Origin of the sequence: Streptomyces sp. NPDC020681 (assembly GCF_044334895.1) — a bacterium.
GTDB lineage: Bacteria > Actinomycetota > Actinomycetes > Streptomycetales > Streptomycetaceae > Streptomyces.
In genome coordinates, this window is sequence record NZ_JBIRTX010000001.1 from 698,445 (window position 1) to 714,173 (window position 15,729).

Consider the following 15,729-nt stretch of genomic DNA (forward strand, 5'->3'; position numbering starts at 1 on the left):
GTGGCCACGATCCGGGAGGCGGCCTTGTCCACACCTGCCACTGCACCCACCCACGGCCAGGCCGCGGACGTGCCGCTCGCCGCCCGTGCGCGGGCGCTGACCAAGGCGTACGGCAGCGGTGAGACGACCGTACGCGCGCTGGACGCCGTCGACGTCGACATCGCGCGCGGCCGGTTCACCGCCGTCATGGGCCCGTCCGGCTCGGGCAAATCCACGCTGATGCACTGTCTGGCCGGTCTCGACACCGTCTCCGCCGGCCAGGTGTGGCTCGGCGACACGGAGATCACCGGTCTGAAGGACCGCGAGCTGACGCGGCTGCGCCGGGACCGGATCGGCTTCATGTTCCAGGCGTTCAACCTGCTGCCGACGCTGACCGCCGCCGAGAACATCACGCTCCCGATGGACATCGCGGGCCGCAAGCCCGACCGGGAGTGGGTGGACCAGGTCATCGACACGCTCGGGCTGCGCGACCGGCTCAGCCACCGGCCCGCCCAGCTGTCGGGCGGGCAGCAGCAGCGGGTGGCCTGCGCGCGGGCCCTCGCCTCCCGTCCCGAGCTGATCTTCGCCGACGAGCCCACCGGCAATCTCGACTCCCGCGCCGGCGCCGAGGTACTGGGTTTTCTGCGCGAGGCCGTCGACCGGCTGGAGCAGACGGTGGTGATGGTGACGCACGACCCGGGCGCGGCCGCCTACTCCGATCTGGTGCTGTTCCTCGCGGACGGGCGGATCGTGGATGTCATGCCGGATCCGACGGCAGAGGCGGTGCTGGAACGCATGCGCCTCTTTTCTGGGGGGAACCCCCAGACCCCCGGTTTCGACGCCCTGCGCAAGAGCTGAGGTCACGTTGCTGAAGGCGACTCTGCGAAGCTTCTTCGCCCACAAGGGGCGGCTGCTTCTCTCGGCGCTGGCCGTACTGCTGTCGGTGGCGTTCGTCAGCGGTTCGCTGATCTTCTCGGACACCGTCTCCCGCACATTCGACCGGCTCTTCGCCTCCACCGCGGCGGATGTGACGATCTCTCCGAAGGAGGGCATCGGCGAGGCGCTGCCGACCGGCGTCGTACGCACCCTGCCCGCCGAGCTCGCCGACCGGGTGAGCTCCGTCGACGGGGTCAAGGCCGCCCGCATCGAGGCGGCCGTGCAGAACCTCACGGTCGTCGACGCCGCGAACGAGGCCGTCGGGCCGACGACCGGCGCGCCGACCATCGCCACCAACTGGCGTGTCACCGAGCGCAGTCCGGTCGAGCTGACCAGCGGGCACGCGCCACGCGGCCCGGGCGAGGCGCTGCTCGACAAGGACACCGCCGACAACAAGAACGTGGACATCGGCGACACGCTCACCGTCCTCGCGCAGCCCGGTTCCTTCAAGGTCAAGATCGTCGGCATCGCCACGTTCAAGACGACCAACCCGGGCGCGGCGCTGGTCTTTCTGGACACCCCTACCGCCCAGACCAAGCTGCTCGGCAAGCCCGGCATCGCCACCTCTGTCTTCGTGGACGCCGCGGACGGAGTCAGCGACGAGACGCTCAAGCAGCGCGTCGCCGCCGAGCTGGGAGACGCCTACGAACTCAAGACCGCCGACGAGCAGGCCAAGTCCTCTGCCGAGCAACTGGGCCCGTTCCTCGATGTGATCAAGTGGGTGATGCTCGGCTTCGCCGGGGTGGCGGTCCTGGTCGGCATCTTCCTGATCGTCAACACCTTCTCGATGCTGATCGCCCAGCGCACCCGCGAACTGGGACTGCTGCGGGCACTCGGCGCGGACCGCCGCCAGGTGCGCCGTTCGGTGCTCACCGAGGCGTTGCTGCTGGGTCTGGTCGGCTCGACGCTCGGCCTGGCGGCCGGAATCGGGCTCGCGGCCGGGCTCATCGAGCTGATGGGTCTGCTCGGTATGAACCTCAGCGCCGCCGAGATGGTGCTGAAGGTCGCGACCCCGGTGTCCGCGTACGCGGTCGGCCTGGGCGTCACCTTCGTTGCCGCGTATCTGCCCGCCCGCCGCGCCGCCAAGGTGTCGCCGATGGCCGCGCTCGCGGACGCCGAAGTCGCGGGTGTGGGAGGGCCGTTGAAGGTCCGGGCGATCGCGGGAAGCATCGTCGCGGCGGCCGGCGCCGCCGCGCTCGCGGGATGCGTGGTGAGCGAGAAGACCTCGACCGCGGCCTCGCTGCTCGGTCTCGGCGTGGTGCTGACGCTGATCGCCACGGTGGTGGCGGGGCCGCTGCTGGTGCGGCCGGTGATCCGGGTGCTGGGCGGGGCATTCCCCAAGGTGTTCGGCTCCGTGGGCCGGATGAGCCAGCGCAACGCCCTGCGCAACCCTCGGCGTACGGGCGCCACCGCGGCCGCGCTGATGGTGGGTCTGGCGCTGGTGGGCGGGCTCTCCATCGCCAGCTCCTCGATGACCAAGTCCTTCGACAACCAGATCGACAAGACGCTGGGCGCCGACTTCGTCGTGCAGAACAGCAACTTCCAGCCGTTCCCGCAGGAGATCACCGAGAAGGTGCAGGGCGTCGAGAGCGCCGGCACGGTCGTACGGCAGCGCTTCGCGCCGGTCGCGCTGACGCTGCCCGACGGCAAACGGATCGAGTCGACGGCGTCCGGCTACGACCCGAAGCTGGACGAGGCCGCCAACATCACCTACGCGAGCGGGAACACGGCGGCCGCGCTGGCGTCCGGGAGCATCGCGATGGACAAGGACTACGCGACGGACCACAAGGTGCGGATCGGGTCGGCGCTGCCCGCCGAGTTCCCGGGCGGACAGCGGACCCGGCTGACGGTCCGCGCGCTCACCGACATGGACCAGAGCGGCGGGCCCGGCATGGAGGGCGGCCTGTTCATGGGGCTCGCCACCGTGGAGAAGTACCTGCCGGGCGGGCAGGAGGCTGCGCTGTACGTGAACGCCGCGAACGGCAGCGACGCGGCCGACCTGCGCAAGGGGCTGGAGTCGGCGCTCGACCCGTATCCGCAGGTGCAGGTGCGGGACCAGGCCGACTACAAGGAGCTGATCCGGCAGCAGATCGCCGTGATGCTCTATCTGGTGTATGCGCTGCTGGGCCTTGCGATCGTCATCGCCGTGCTCGGCGTGGTCAACACCCTTGCGCTGTCGGTGGTCGAGCGGACCCGCGAGATCGGGCTGCTGCGCGCGATCGGCCTCTCCCGAGTGCAGCTGCGGCGCATGATCCGGCTGGAGTCCGTCGTGATCGCGGTGTTCGGGGCACTGCTGGGGCTGGTGCTGGGCATGGTGTGGGGTGTGGCCGTCCAGCAGGTGCTGGCGCTGGAGGGGCTGACCGCGTTCGCCGTGCCGTGGGGGACGGTCGTCGCGGTGGTGATCGGGTCGGTGGTCGTGGGCCTGGCGGCGGCGGTGCTGCCGGCGCTGCGGGCCTCGCGGATGAACGTGCTGGCCGCCATCGCCCACGAGTAGCCGCCGTACATCTCGACGCCATACATCTCAATACGAGGAGTGTTCATGGCCGGGCCGTTCCGATTCTCGGTGAACATGCTGACGCCGACCGGCGGCGAGGAGTGGCGCAAGAAGTGCCGGCGGGCCGAAGAGCTCGGCTACGACGTGATCCAGGTGCCCGACCATCTCGGGATGATGGCGCCCTTCCCCGCGCTGGTGGCGGCCGCCGCGGTGACCGAGCGGCCCCGCCTCGGCACCTTCGTGCTCAACGCCGGTTTCTGGAACCCGACTCTGCTGGCCCGCGAGATCGCCACCGCCGACGTTCTCACTGGTGGCCGACTGGAGGTCGGCATCGGCGCGGGCTATGTGAAGGAGGAGCACGACCGGGCGGGTCTGGAGTTCCTCGCGCCGGGCGGCCGCGTCGGCCATCTGCGCCGTACGGTCGAGGAGTTGAAGCGGCTGCTGGCGGACGACGGGCATCTGCCGAAGGCGGTCCAGCGGCCCGGGCCGCCGCTGCTGATCGGCGGCAACGGCGACCGGGTGCTGCGGCTGGCGGTGGAGCACGCCGACGTCGTCGCGTTCACCGGCGCCCGGGAGAGCAAGGACGGGCTCAAGGTGCTCACCGGCGAGGAGCTGGACGGGCGGATCGCCGCCTACCGGAAGGCCGCCGCGGGACGGGCCGACGAGCAGGAGCTGAATCTGCTCATCCAGTTCGTCGCGGTCACCGACGACCGGGAGGCCGCGGTGCGGGATCTGCTGCCGCTGGCCCCGCATCTGAGCGCCGAGCAGGTGCTTCAGCTGCCGCTGCTGGCGGTCGGCACGGTCGGGCAGATCGCCGACCAGCTGCGCGCCCAGCGGGAGCGGTACGGCTTCTCGTACATCTCCGTGCTCGATCCGTATCTGGAGACGTTCGGCCCGGTGATCGAGGAGCTGCGCGGCAGCTGACCGGCCGCAGCCTGGCTCAGGGACGTCTCGAACCGTGGAAGTCGGTGGCACACGCGTGCGCGGGCGTGTTTGGCTCCGGCCGTGATCGATCTGAACATACGCACCGCCAGGGCGGACGAGGCCGAGACCGTACTCGCCTTCTGGAAGGAGGCGGCAGAGGGCACCAGCATCACGGACGACGTGGACGGCGTCGACCGGCTCATCGCGCGGGACCCCGAGGCGCTGATCCTCGCCGAGTGCGACGGCACGCTGGTCGGCTCGGTGATCGCCGGTTACGACGGGTGGCGCTGCTCGCTGTACCGGCTCGCCGTCCTGCCGTCGCACCGCAGGCAGGGCATCGCGACGGCACTGCTGGACGCGGCCGAGGCACGGCTCCTGGCGGTCGGCGGACGGCGCGGGGACGCGATGGTGCTGGAGGACAATGAGCGGGCGCGGGCGGCATGGGCGGCCGCCGGGTACGAGCGGGAGGACCACTGGCGGCGCTGGGTCAAGCGCTTCGCCGCTCCCGTCCGTACCAACTGACTTTGCCGGTCCTTTACCATGGGTGGTCCATCACTCTCCGTACGAAAGGTGTGAGCGTCCGCCCATGGGCGAGCCTCCCAGTAGTAGACATCGAGCATTCCTCCAGCCCCTGCCCGATCATGGGACGGAGGTGACCCGATGACCGAAGTGCTCCTGCTCCTCGTGGCGGTGCTGCTCGCACTCGCCTGCGGTGCCTTCGTAGCGGCGGAGTTCTCGCTCACCACGGTCGAGCGCAGTGACCTCGAACGGGCCGCCGAGCGCGGCGAACGCGGAGCGGCGAGTGCGCTCAAGGCCGTGCGCAGCCTCACCTTCGAGCTCTCCGGCGCACAGCTCGGCATCACCGTCACCAATCTGGTCGTCGGCATGCTCTCCGAACCCTCGATCGCCAAGCTGATCCGCGGCCCGGTCGAGGACCTCGGGTTCTCACCCTCCGTGGCCTCCTCGCTGGCCCTCGTCATCGGCACCGCGCTGTCCACCCTCGTGCTGATGGTCGTCGGCGAGCTCGTCCCGAAGAACTGGGCCATCTCCTCACCGCTGGCCGTGGCGAAGGCGGTGGCACCCGCGCAGCGGGTCTTCACCGCTGCCTTCAAGCCTCTCATCAGCCATCTGAACAACTCGGCCAACCGCATCCTGCGCCGGATCGGCATGGAGCCGACCGAGGAGCTGGCCTCGGCCCGCAGCCCGAAGGAACTGGTCGCGCTGGCCCGCCACTCCGCCAAGGAGGGTGCTCTGGAGGCGGACACCGCCGAACTGTTCGTCCGTACGCTCAACCTCGCCGAACTGACCGCTGAGAACGTGATGACCCCGCGCGTCCAGGTCACCGCCCTCGAAGTGCACACCACCGCCGAGGACGTCGCCAACGCCACGCGCGCGACCGGCCTGTCCCGGTTCCCGGTCTACCGCGGCAGCCTCGACTCCGTGGTCGGCATCGCCCACATCAAGGACGTGCTGGCGGTACCGGCCGACCGGCGCGCCCGCCACCGCGTCTCGGAGCTGCTGCGCCAGCCGCTGCTGGTGCCGGAGACGCTGACCGTGGACCGGCTGCTCGACCGGCTCTCCGGCAGGTCCACGATGGCCGTCGTGATCGACGAGTACGGCGGCACCGCCGGCGTGGTGACGATGGAGGACATCGTCGAGGAGGTCGTCGGCGAGGTGCGGGACGAGCACGATCCGCACGAGACGCCGGATCTCGCCCCGGCCGGCGAGGACGCGGACGGCCGGACGCTGTGGTCGGCGGACGGCGCGGCCCGCACCGACCAGCTGGAGCGGGTCGGCCTCCGTGTGCCGGAGGGTCCGTACGAGACGCTCGCCGGCCTGATCGCCACCGAGCTGGGCCGTATCCCGGCCGAGGGAGACCGGATCGACCTGCAGGGCTGGCGGCTCGATGTCGTGGACGCCACCGGACGGCGGGCGGCGAGGGTGCTGATGCACGCACCGCTTGCCTCCGACGAGGAGCCCGAGGAGGCCGGACGATGATCGCGATCCAGCTTCTCATCGGCCTGCTGAGCCTGGTGGTCAACGCCTTCTTCGTCGGCGCGGAGTTCGCGCTCATTTCGGTGCGGCGTAGCCAGATCGAGCCGGAGGCGGAGGCCGGGAACCGGCGGGCGCGCAGCGTGCTCTGGGGACTTGAGCATGTGTCGGCGCTGCTGGCTGCCGCGCAGCTGGGCATCACGCTGTGCACCCTGGTCCTCGGCATCGTCGCCGAGCCTGCCATCGCTCATCTGCTGGAGCCGGTGTTCGACGCGATCGGAGTGCCGCACAGCGCGGTGCACCCGATCTCGTTCGTGATCGCGCTGGCCCTGGCGACGTATCTGCACATGCTGCTCGGCGAGATGGTGCCGAAGAACATTGCCCTGGCCGAGCCCACGCGCAGCGCGCTCCTGCTCGGCCCGCCGCTGGTCACGCTGGCCAAGGCGCTGCGTCCGGTGATCTTCACGGTCAACGCGTTGGCCAACGGTCTGCTGAAGCTGCTCCGGGTGGACACCAAGGACGCGGTGTCCGCCACCTACTCCGACGCCGATCTGGCGCAGATGGTGCGGGACGCGGGCGAAGCCGGGCTGCTCGACGACCGTTCGGCGGAACGGCTGCGTGACGCGCTGGAACTGGGCCGCCGGCCGGTGCGGGACGTGGTGATGCCGGTCGAACGCGTCGTCTACGCACGGGCCGAGACCACTCCCGAGCAACTGGAGCTGCTGTCCGCGGAGTCCGGCTTCTCGCGTTTCCCGGTCGTCGACGCCAGCCGTCAGATCCTCGGCTATCTCCATGTGAAGGACGCCCTGGACGCGACTCCGCGCGACGTGCCGTTCCCGGTCACGGCGATGCGGCCGATCGCGCGGGTGCGTGCGGCGACGCCGCTCGACGATGTGCTGACCGCGATGCGACGCAGCCGTACGCACCTGGCGGCGGTTCTCGAGGAGGACGGCACGCCGGAGGGACTGGTGACGATGGAGGACGTGCTCAGGGAGCTCGTGGGCCGGCGCGACTAGACCGGTTTCCCCGGCCGGAACCCGCGCCGAAAGACAGGGCCTAGCCCGGGCCGCCGGCCTGGGCCCCGCGCGGGACGGCCCGTTCCGTGGTCTCGGTGAGACCCGGACCGGGCCGTCCCGCTTTGGCGGCGCCGATCGCGGTCAGGACCGCGAGCAGCGTCGCCAGGCCGGCCGTGGCGAGCGCGGCCGGCCAGTCGACGTCGAAGAGATCGGTCGCACCGGCCGCAAGGACGGCGACGAGGGACTGGGCGAAGGTGCGGATGGCACGCTCCGCCGTGGCCTTCCAGAAGTCAGCAGTGAACATGTACTGGACATACTGCGGAACGCGCCGTGCCGACAGTCCTAGGGAGTGTCCGCAAACTTTACGGACACTCCCTAGAACGTGGCGGCCCTCAGCCAGCCGCCGAGCACCGCGCGGTCTCCGGAGACGACGAACCGCGCGTCGTCCGCCTTCAGACGCCCGTACACGAGCAGCAGCAGATCACCCGTCGTGCCCGTGACGCTCACATGCGCCTCCCCCGCGGTCTTCGTCCAGCGGAAGCCGCCCGGGCCGAAGACGATCGTCCAGGTCGCACCGGTCTCTTTGGCGGCCAGCCGGATCGAGCCGGCCGGCAGTGCGCCGACCGGTTCGGCGAGCCAGGAGTAGTACGGCAGGTTCTCCAGGAACTCCTCGATGCCGTCGGCCGCCGTACTCACCGCGATGCGTGGCTGCTGCCCGAGAGCGAGTTCCGCGTCGGCGAGATGGACGACGGCCTCGAAGAGCAGCCGGCGCGGAAAGAAACGCACACGCTGGTCGGCTCCGTGGGACCACATCGGAGTCTCCGGATCGACGCCGCGCATGGTTCGCAGCGTGGCCGCGGCGCTGCGGGCGAGCCAGTCGGGATACGCGGCGGTGTCGTCCGGGAGATCGAGCGGCACGTCCCGGGACCAGACGCGCTCGGACGCCCGGGTCCGTACGAGATGTTCCATCCAGCGGTGCGTGGTGCCGTGGTGCTTGACGAGGTCGGCGAAGGACCAGCCGGGACAGCTGGGCACCGGGGTCGCGGGATCCACGTCCCGTACGGTCTCGACGAACCGCCGCTCCAGATGCTCGACGGCATCGCAGTACAGCTCGTGCTGGTCGTCGTCGAGGCCGAACTCCTCGGGGATGCGCAGCAGATCGTCGCGCCACGCTCCGTCGGGCTGGCGCGCCGCGGCCCGGCGCAGCAGCCGGGACAGGGTGAGACGGTCGGCGGGTGACAGCCGGTCGAGGAGATATCCGGTCGTCTCCAGCCATTTCACCCCGGTGTCGGGGTCGAGTACATCGTCGTCACAGGTGTCGACCGAGGTCACTAGATCGGCCAGCGCCTCGGCCAGCGCGTTCATCAGCGCGTCGCTCACTTCGGCTCCCTCCGGTACGGAACCGACGGACCTTACCGCGCGGTAGGATCGCTCCGCCATGGAGATGAATGCCAGTTACACCAGTTTTGTCGCGGTCGGCGATTCCTTTACCGAGGGCATGTCCGACCTCCTGCCGGACGGTTCCTACCGCGGCTGGGCGGACCTGCTCGCGGGCCGGCTGGCCGCGCGCTCGCCGGGCTTCCGGTACGCGAATCTCGCCGTACGCGGAAAGCTCATCGGCCAGATCGTGGACGAGCAGGTCGATGTGGCGGCCGCGATGAACGCGGACGTGGTGACGCTCGTCGGCGGCCTCAACGACACGCTGCGGCCCAAGTGCGACATGGGCCGGGTGCGCGGCCTGCTGGAGGAGGCGGTCGAGAAGCTGGCGCCGTCCTGCGGGCAACTCGTGCTGATGCGCAGTCCCGGCCGCAACGGTCCCGTGATGGAACGCTTCCGCCCGCGCATGGAGGAACTCTTCGCCCATGTCGACGCGCTGGCCGCGCGGCACGGCGCACTGGTGGTGGATCTGTACGGCTCCGGGGCGCTCGGCGACCAGCGCATGTGGGACGTGGACCGGCTGCACCTGACGTCCGAGGGCCACCGGCGGGTGGCCGAGGCGGTCTGGCAGACACTCGGCCTCGACGCGGAGCACGACTGGCTGGCGCCGCTGCCGCCGGAACTCCGGGCGGGTTGGGCGGCCCGGCGGGCCGCGGACCTGCGCTTTGCGCGGACGCATCTGGGGCCGTGGATAGGCCGCCGGCTGACGGGTCGCTCCTCCGGCGACGGCCGCGCGCCCAAGCGCGCTGATCTGCTGCCGTACGAGCCACCGGTCTCGTAAACCGGGCGCTCCTGGCACGCGCTGCGGCTGTCGTAGCAACGTACAAGCACAGGCGCGGCGCTGGCCTGCACAAACCGCCAGTAGAATCTGGCTACGTGAACGCCGTGTCTGCGAAGCCTCGCATCCCCAATGTCCTGGCCGGCCGCTACGCCTCCGCGGAGCTGGCCGTCCTGTGGTCCCCCGAGCAGAAGGTGAAGCTGGAGCGTCAGCTCTGGCTCGCGGTGCTGCGCGCCCAGAAGGACCTCGGCATCGAGGTGCCCGAGGCCGCTCTCGCCGACTACGAGCGCGTGCTCGACCAGGTCGATCTCGCGTCGATCGCCGAGCGCGAGAAGATCACCCGCCACGATGTGAAGGCGCGGATCGAGGAGTTCAACGCGCTCGCGGGCCATGAGCATGTCCACAAGGGCATGACCTCCCGCGATCTGACCGAGAACGTCGAGCAGCTCCAGATCCGCCTCTCGCTGGAGCTGATGCGCGACCGCACCGTCGCCGTACTCGCCCGGCTGGGCAAGCTGTCCGGTGAGTACGCCGAGCTGGTGATGGCCGGCCGCTCGCACAATGTCGCCGCGCAGGCCACCACACTCGGCAAGCGTTTCGCGACCGCGGCCGACGAGCTGCTGGTGGCGTACGGGCGCCTTGAGGACCTGCTGGCCCGTTATCCGCTGCGCGGCATCAAGGGCCCGGTCGGCACGTCCCAGGACATGCTCGACCTCCTCGGCGGGGACGCGGCGAAGCTCGCCGAGCTGGAGCAGCGGATCGCCGGACACCTGGGCTTCAACCACGCCTTCACCTCGGTCGGCCAGGTCTACCCGCGCTCGCTCGACTACGACGTGGTCTCCGCGCTGGTCCAGCTCGCGGCCGCGCCGTCCTCCGTCGCCAAGACGATCCGGCTGATGGCCGGGCACGAACTGGTCACCGAGGGCTTCAAGCCCGGCCAGGTCGGCTCTTCGGCGATGCCGCACAAGATGAACACCCGCTCCTGCGAGCGCGTCAACGGCCTGATGGTGATCCTGCGCGGCTATGCGTCGATGACCGGCGAGCTGGCCGGTGACCAGTGGAACGAGGGCGACGTGTCCTGCTCCGTGGTCCGCCGGGTGGCACTGCCGGACGCCTTCTTCGCCTTCGACGGGCTGCTGGAGACCTTCCTCACGGTGCTCGACGAGTTCGGCGCGTTCCCCGCCGTCGTCGCCCGTGAGCTCGACAGGTACCTCCCGTTCCTTGCCACGACCAAGGTGCTGATGGGCGCGGTACGGGCCGGAGTCGGCCGCGAGGTCGCGCACGAGGCCATCAAGGAGCACGCGGTCGCCTCGGCGCTGGCGATGCGCGAGCAGGGCGCCGAGCGCAACGAGCTGCTGGACAAGCTCGCCGCGGACGAGCGCATCCCGCTGGACCGCGGGCAGTTGGACGCGCTGATGGCCGACAAGCTGTCGTTCACCGGCGCGGCCGCCGACCAGGTGGCCGCTGTCGTCTCGCGGATCGACGAGATCGTCAAGCAGCACCCGGAGGCCGCCGGCTACGCCCCGGGGTCGATCCTCTGACCCCCGACGAGCTCGAGGCCGCCCGTGACCGCGTCATCGACGATGTGGTCGCGGGCGGTCTGTCGGTGCTCTTCTGCGGCATCAACCCCGGGCTGATGTCGGCGGCGACGGGCCATCACTTCGCCCGCCCGGGCAACCGCTTCTGGCCGGTGCTGCATCTGTCCGGCTTCACGCCCCGTCAGCTGAAGCCCGCGGAACAGCGCGAGCTGCTCGTTCACGGTCTCGGCATCACCAATGTGGTGGCCCGGGCGACCGCGCGCGCCGACGAGTTGAGCGACGAGGAGTTCCACGAGGGCGGACGTCTGCTGACGGCCAAGGTGGAGCGGCTGCGGCCGCGATGGCTGGCGGTGGTCGGTGTGACCGCGTACCGCACGGCTTTCGGTGAGAAGAAGGCGAAGATCGGTCCGCAGGAACGCACGATCGGCGGGACGAGAATCTGGGCTCTGCCGAATCCGAGCGGGCTCAACGCTCACTGGACGGCGCAGACAATGGCCGAGGAGTTCGGGCGGCTGCGCACGGCGGCGCAGGAGGCTGCTTCCTAGGGAGGATCGATCTCCGTCACGACGGTCTGCAGTTGGAAGTCCGACAGTCCGACCCCTATCCACCGGTCCTCGATCTGCCACAGGTAGAGCCATTCCATCTGCTCGCTCAGCCGCCGCCAGGGGTCCGGCACCTCCTCGTCCCGCTCGACCCGCAGCAGCGTAGTGACCAGGTTGAAGACGCCAGGCTCGCCCCAGCGTCGTGTCAGATCGTCCAGCAGTGCGCCCTGCTCCACCGCACGCTGGTCGGCCGCTGCCTCAGCGTCCTCGTCCGCGCCCGCGTTGTGACCGTCGCCGACGCGCCCGTTCAGCTCCGCTATGTGAAATCCGGGGCCTTCCCGGCCGACGTCCGACGGGCCGGGCTCCTCGGGGAAGTCCCGGGAGCGCAGCAAGTCGATCGTCTCGAGGTGCTGTGCGGTCGTCATAGCTCCCAGTAAACCGGCCCGCACTGACATTTGGCTGGCCGTCAGGCATCCCGGCGGGAGAGCGCCCACCAGCCCGCCGCCACCGAGAGTGCCGTCCAGGCTGCCAGCACCGCCATGCCGGTCCACGGCCCCAGCGTCCCCGAGGGATCTTGCAGCAGGATCTGCTGGCCTGCCCGGTCCGGGAAGAACTCGGCAGCGCTGCTGTCGGCCGAGACGTCACCGATCACGAAGGGGAGTATGAGGAACAGCGGAACGAGGACGCTCAGCGCACCCGTCACACTGCGCAGCAGGGCAGCAAGCCCGGCTGCCAGCAGACTGATCAGCGCAAAGTAGAGGGCGCAGCCGACAACCGCGCGCAGCGCTCCCGGGTCGCCGATGCCTATGCCGAATCCCTCGTCGATGAGCGCCTGCCCGGACAGGAAGCAGCTCAGACTCGTGACCAGGCCGACGACGAACGCCAGCGCGCCCACCACGGCCAGCTTGGCCGCGTAGAAGAGGCCCCTGTTCGGAACTGCCGCCAGGGAGACGCGGATACCGGCGTTCTTGTACTCGGCGGCCATGGCTATGGCGCCGAAGGTGACGGCCGCCATCTGGCCGAAGTTCAGGCCGTAGTAGGAGAACAGCACCGGATCGAAGTCGGTGACGCCGGGCTCCGGACGTCCGAGCGCGGCGCAGACGAGAATGGAGAAGCCGGCTGTCGCCAGAAAGACGGACATCAGCGAACCGGTGAGGGAGCGCAGCGAGCGGATCTTGATCCACTCGGAGTGGACAACTGCGGGGAAGGACACGGCTCATGCCTCCTGGGTCACGATGGGACGAACGGACGCGTACTCCGTCTGGTCTGCGGTCAGGTTGAGATAGGCCTGCTCCAGCGTGGCCGCGTCATTGGTGAGTTCGAGGATCGGAATGCCCGCATGGGCCGCGATCCGCCCGATCTCCTCCACACGCGCGCCTTGGACCGTCCAGAGCCCGTCCTCGCCCTGGACGGGTGCGAAGCCCTTGCCGACCAGCACAGTGCGCAGCCGGCCGCCTTCCGTGGTCCGCAGCCGGACCTTCGGCTGGATGCGCACGTCGATGAAGTCCTGCAGCGAGGTGTCGGCCAGCAGTCGGCCCCGGCCGAGGACGACGAGGTGGTCGGCGAAGGTCGCGGTCTCGTTCATCAGATGGCTGGAGACCAGGACGGTACGGCCCTCTCGTGCGAGTCCACGCATCAACTGACGGATCCAGATGATGCCTTCGGGGTCGAGCCCGTTGGACGGTTCGTCGAGAATCAGCACCGCCGGATCACCGAGCAGGGCCGCTGCTATCCCGAGCCGCTGACGCATACCGAGCGAGAACGTCTTGATCCGCCGGTCCGCGACGCTCGCGATGCCCGCTTCCTCAAGGACGTCGTCCACGCGCCGCACCGGGATGCGGTTGCTCACCGCGAGGGCCGTCAGATGGTTTCGCGCGGTCCGCGAACCGTGCGCGGTCTGGGCGTCGAGCAGCGCACCGACCTGGCGCAGCGGCTCGTCCCATTCGATGTACCGCCGTCCGCCGACGGTGGCGGCGCCGGACGTCGGCCGGTCCAGACCGAGGACGATGCGCATGGTCGTGGACTTTCCGGCGCCGTTGGGGCCGAGGAATCCGGTGACCCTGCCGGGCCGCACGCTGAACGTGAGGTCGTCCACGGCGCGCGTGGTGCCGTATTCCTTGGTGAGTTCTTGGACGTCGATGCTGGTCATGTCTCAACATTCGCCGACGACCAGGTCCGGGGCCTCCCCCGCCCGTGGAGTTCGTCTCCCCCGCGCGGGGGGAGCGGTAGCGATCATGGCGCTGGCACGATGGACGAATGCTCCGTTTCCTGCGCCCGCTGGCCCGGTCTGTGACGTACACACGCTGGCTGCATCTGTGCATCCCCATGGCCTTCGTGGCCATTTGGTTGTTCATCGACATGGAGCGGTTCTACGTCGTGGCTGTGCTGGCCGTTCCGGTCGGTCTCGTTCCCGCGGTGCGGCTCGAAGAGGGGCTGCAGGCCCAGCTGCTGCTGACACCACACGAACGGGGCAAGCCGGACGCCTCCATCGCGACCGCGACGGCGGTCACTTGGCGGGACCGATGGCGGACGGTGCTGTGGCTCGAGGCGCGGCTGCTCCTGGCAGCCGTGGCCACAGTCGCGAGCGTGTGGCTGCCATTGATCGCGATCGACCTGATTTCGCGGGCGTCCGGCGGCGCACCCGGCAACACCACGGTGCTCCGCTCTTGGGAACCTCACTGGTGGTATGCGCTGCTCGCGGTGGTACCGATCGTGGCCCTGCTCGTCTGCTTCGTGGTGCTCGGCGAACTCGTGACCTATCTCGCGCGCCGGCTGCTCGGGCCGTCCCCGACCGAGCGTCTCACTGCCCTGGAGCAACGCACCGAGCAGCTGCTGGAACGCAACCGCATCGCCCGGGAGATTCACGACACCATCGGACACGCGCTGACCGTCGCCGTGGTGCAAGCAGGTGCCGCGCGTGCCGCCGGTGATCCCGAGTTCACCGAACGGGCCCTGGCAGCGATCGAGGAGACGGGCAGGGCCGCGCTCGACGATCTGGAGCGCGTGCTGCTCGTCCTCCGCGAAACCGGGCGGCCGGTGAGCCAGCGGCCGTCTCTGGAAGAGTCGGACCGGTTGCTGGAGTCTGCGCGGGCGTCCGGGGCAAAGGTCGAAGCACAGTTGACGGGCCCACTGGAGCTCGTGCCGGGTCCGATTTCCCGGGAGGGGTACCGCATCCTCCAGGAAGCACTCACCAACGTGCTGCGCCACTCCGGTCCCGTCCCGGTGCAGGTGCGGATCGCGGTCATCGGGCAGCGACTGGAGATGGACGTGACCAATCCACTCGTCGGTGCCGCGGCACCGAGGGGGCAGGGCGGCAGCGGGCTGCGCGGCATACGGGAGCGGGCGGCGTTGCTCGGCGGAGAGACCAGGACCGGACCCTGCGACGGAGAGTGGAGGGTGCGCGTGAGACTGCCGCTGGACCGCCTACGCTGACCGGATGCCGGTTACCGTTCTGCTCGTTGACGACGAACCCCTGGTCCGCGCGGGGTTGCGCGCCGTGCTGGAGGCGCAGCCCGACATCAAGGTGGTGGGCGAGGCGGCCGACGGGGCGGCCGTCGTTCCCCTGGTCCGCCAACTGCGGCCGGACGTCGTCGCGATGGATGTGCGGATGCCGCTGCTCGACGGCATCGAGGCCACCCGGATCGTGCTCCGTACGGTGCCTCAGCCGCCGAAGATCCTGGTCGTGACGACCTTCGAGAACGATGAGTACGTGTACGAGGCGCTGCGTGCCGGGGCGGACGGCTTCCTGCTCAAGCGCGCCCGGCCGGCCGAGATCGTGCACGCGGTCCGGCTGGTCGCCGAGGGCGAGTCGCTGTTGTTCCCGGCCGCGGTGCGCGCGCTGGCCGCCGAGTACGGCAACAGCGCCGCCCGCGACGCCATGGAGCGGGCCTCGCTCACCGAGCGCGAGGCTGCGGTGCTGCGGCTGATGGCCCGCGGGCTGTCCAACGCGGAGATCGCCGCCGAGCTGATCATCGGCGCGGAGACGGTGAAGTCCCATGTCAGCGCGGTGCTCGCCAAGTTGGGCGCCCGCGACCGCACACAAGCGGTCATTGCCGCGTACGAGTCCGGTTTCGTTGCCCCGGCCTGACTCCGG

General features: G+C 70.1%; 16 protein-coding genes. 11 read left to right on the top strand and 5 right to left on the bottom strand.

The window, feature by feature from the left end:
• Positions 1-24 precede the first annotated feature (24 nt).
• From ACH4YL_RS02905 to ACH4YL_RS02930, 6 genes are all read left to right on the top strand, one after another.
• Positions 25-837 carry an ABC transporter ATP-binding protein gene (locus ACH4YL_RS02905; RefSeq protein ID WP_398504383.1) on the top strand — a complete coding sequence of 271 codons (813 nt, stop codon included), beginning with the start codon at positions 25-27 and terminating at the stop codon, positions 835-837.
• A gap of 7 nt (positions 838-844) precedes the next feature.
• Positions 845-3,409: an ABC transporter permease gene (locus ACH4YL_RS02910; RefSeq protein ID WP_398504137.1), complete on the top strand. Its 2,565-nt coding sequence runs from the start codon at positions 845-847 to the stop codon at positions 3,407-3,409.
• Between the two features lie 45 nt (positions 3,410-3,454).
• Positions 3,455-4,333 (top strand): LLM class F420-dependent oxidoreductase, encoded by an 879-nt coding sequence (locus tag ACH4YL_RS02915; RefSeq protein WP_398504139.1) that lies wholly within the window; start codon positions 3,455-3,457, stop codon positions 4,331-4,333.
• A gap of 81 nt (positions 4,334-4,414) precedes the next feature.
• Entirely contained in the window at positions 4,415-4,855 is a 441-nt protein-coding gene (locus ACH4YL_RS02920; protein WP_398504141.1) for a GNAT family N-acetyltransferase, read from the top strand.
• A gap of 138 nt (positions 4,856-4,993) precedes the next feature.
• Positions 4,994-6,331, top strand: coding sequence for a hemolysin family protein (locus ACH4YL_RS02925; protein ID WP_398504143.1), 1,338 nt, complete (start codon positions 4,994-4,996; stop codon positions 6,329-6,331).
• Complete coding sequence (locus tag ACH4YL_RS02930) at positions 6,328-7,341, top strand: hemolysin family protein (protein WP_398504145.1); 1,014 nt, start codon at positions 6,328-6,330, stop codon at positions 7,339-7,341. Before ACH4YL_RS02925 ends, ACH4YL_RS02930 begins: the two co-directional genes overlap by 4 nt.
• 40 nt (positions 7,342-7,381) lie before the next feature.
• Here the strand turns inward: ACH4YL_RS02930 and ACH4YL_RS02935 are convergent, their stop codons facing one another.
• Positions 7,382-7,645: a holin gene (locus tag ACH4YL_RS02935; protein WP_398504147.1), complete on the bottom strand. Its 264-nt coding sequence runs from the start codon at positions 7,643-7,645 to the stop codon at positions 7,382-7,384.
• Positions 7,646-7,716: 71 nt separating this feature from the next.
• Positions 7,717-8,721 (bottom strand): maleylpyruvate isomerase family mycothiol-dependent enzyme, encoded by a 1,005-nt coding sequence (locus tag ACH4YL_RS02940; RefSeq protein ID WP_398504149.1) that lies wholly within the window; start codon positions 8,719-8,721, stop codon positions 7,717-7,719.
• A gap of 58 nt (positions 8,722-8,779) precedes the next feature.
• On the opposite strand from ACH4YL_RS02940, the gene ACH4YL_RS02945 reads away from it, so the two are divergent.
• The 3 genes from ACH4YL_RS02945 (at position 8,780) to mug (ending at position 11,639) form a co-directional block, all read left to right on the top strand.
• Positions 8,780-9,559: an SGNH/GDSL hydrolase family protein gene (locus ACH4YL_RS02945; RefSeq protein WP_398504151.1), complete on the top strand. Its 780-nt coding sequence runs from the start codon at positions 8,780-8,782 to the stop codon at positions 9,557-9,559.
• A gap of 104 nt (positions 9,560-9,663) precedes the next feature.
• Entirely contained in the window at positions 9,664-11,097 is a 1,434-nt protein-coding gene (purB, locus tag ACH4YL_RS02950; RefSeq protein WP_398504385.1) for an adenylosuccinate lyase, read from the top strand.
• Positions 11,094-11,639, top strand: a complete 546-nt coding sequence (gene mug, locus ACH4YL_RS02955) for a G/U mismatch-specific DNA glycosylase (protein WP_398504387.1) — start codon at positions 11,094-11,096, stop codon at positions 11,637-11,639. The genes purB and mug overlap by 4 nt, the downstream gene beginning before the upstream one ends.
• Here the strand turns inward: mug and ACH4YL_RS02960 are convergent.
• The 3 genes from ACH4YL_RS02960 to ACH4YL_RS02970 are packed head-to-tail and all read right to left on the bottom strand — an operon-like array spanning position 11,636 to position 13,785.
• Positions 11,636-12,061, bottom strand: a complete 426-nt coding sequence (locus ACH4YL_RS02960) for a hypothetical protein (protein ID WP_398504153.1) — start codon at positions 12,059-12,061, stop codon at positions 11,636-11,638. The two genes, mug and ACH4YL_RS02960, sit on opposite strands and share 4 nt — an antisense overlap.
• Positions 12,062-12,102: 41 nt before the next feature.
• The gene (locus ACH4YL_RS02965; protein WP_398504155.1) at positions 12,103-12,849 is read right to left on the bottom strand and encodes an ABC transporter permease; all 747 of its coding nucleotides are present in this window, start codon (positions 12,847-12,849) and stop codon (positions 12,103-12,105) included.
• Positions 12,850-12,852: 3 nt separating this feature from the next.
• Complete coding sequence (locus tag ACH4YL_RS02970; RefSeq protein WP_398504157.1) at positions 12,853-13,785, bottom strand: ABC transporter ATP-binding protein; 933 nt, start codon at positions 13,783-13,785, stop codon at positions 12,853-12,855.
• Positions 13,786-13,892: 107 nt separating this feature from the next.
• Between ACH4YL_RS02970 and ACH4YL_RS02975 the strand changes: the two genes are divergently transcribed.
• Both ACH4YL_RS02975 and ACH4YL_RS02980 read left to right on the top strand, forming a co-directional pair.
• Positions 13,893-15,068 (top strand): sensor histidine kinase, encoded by a 1,176-nt coding sequence (locus ACH4YL_RS02975; RefSeq protein WP_398504159.1) that lies wholly within the window; start codon positions 13,893-13,895, stop codon positions 15,066-15,068.
• 4 nt (positions 15,069-15,072) lie between these two features.
• Positions 15,073-15,723 (top strand): response regulator, encoded by a 651-nt coding sequence (locus ACH4YL_RS02980; protein ID WP_398504161.1) that lies wholly within the window; start codon positions 15,073-15,075, stop codon positions 15,721-15,723.
• The last annotated feature ends 6 nt before the right edge of the window (positions 15,724-15,729 follow it).

Bases quoted from the DNA above. Each gene is read 5' to 3' on its own strand.
- ACH4YL_RS02935 (WP_398504147.1), bottom strand. From the start codon at position 7,645: ATGTTCACTGCTGACTTCTGGAAGGCCACGGCGGAGCGTGCCATCCGC.
- ACH4YL_RS02945 (WP_398504151.1), top strand. From the start codon at position 8,780: ATGGAGATGAATGCCAGTTACACCAGTTTTGTCGCGGTCGGCGATTCC.
- ACH4YL_RS02925 (WP_398504143.1), top strand. From the start codon at position 4,994: ATGACCGAAGTGCTCCTGCTCCTCGTGGCGGTGCTGCTCGCACTCGCC.
- ACH4YL_RS02960 (WP_398504153.1), bottom strand. From the start codon at position 12,061: ATGACGACCGCACAGCACCTCGAGACGATCGACTTGCTGCGCTCCCGG.
- ACH4YL_RS02970 (WP_398504157.1), bottom strand. From the start codon at position 13,785: ATGACCAGCATCGACGTCCAAGAACTCACCAAGGAATACGGCACCACG.
- ACH4YL_RS02980 (WP_398504161.1), top strand. From the start codon at position 15,073: ATGCCGGTTACCGTTCTGCTCGTTGACGACGAACCCCTGGTCCGCGCG.
- ACH4YL_RS02930 (WP_398504145.1), top strand. From the start codon at position 6,328: ATGATCGCGATCCAGCTTCTCATCGGCCTGCTGAGCCTGGTGGTCAAC.
- ACH4YL_RS02975 (WP_398504159.1), top strand. From the start codon at position 13,893: ATGCTCCGTTTCCTGCGCCCGCTGGCCCGGTCTGTGACGTACACACGC.
- ACH4YL_RS02915 (WP_398504139.1), top strand. From the start codon at position 3,455: ATGGCCGGGCCGTTCCGATTCTCGGTGAACATGCTGACGCCGACCGGC.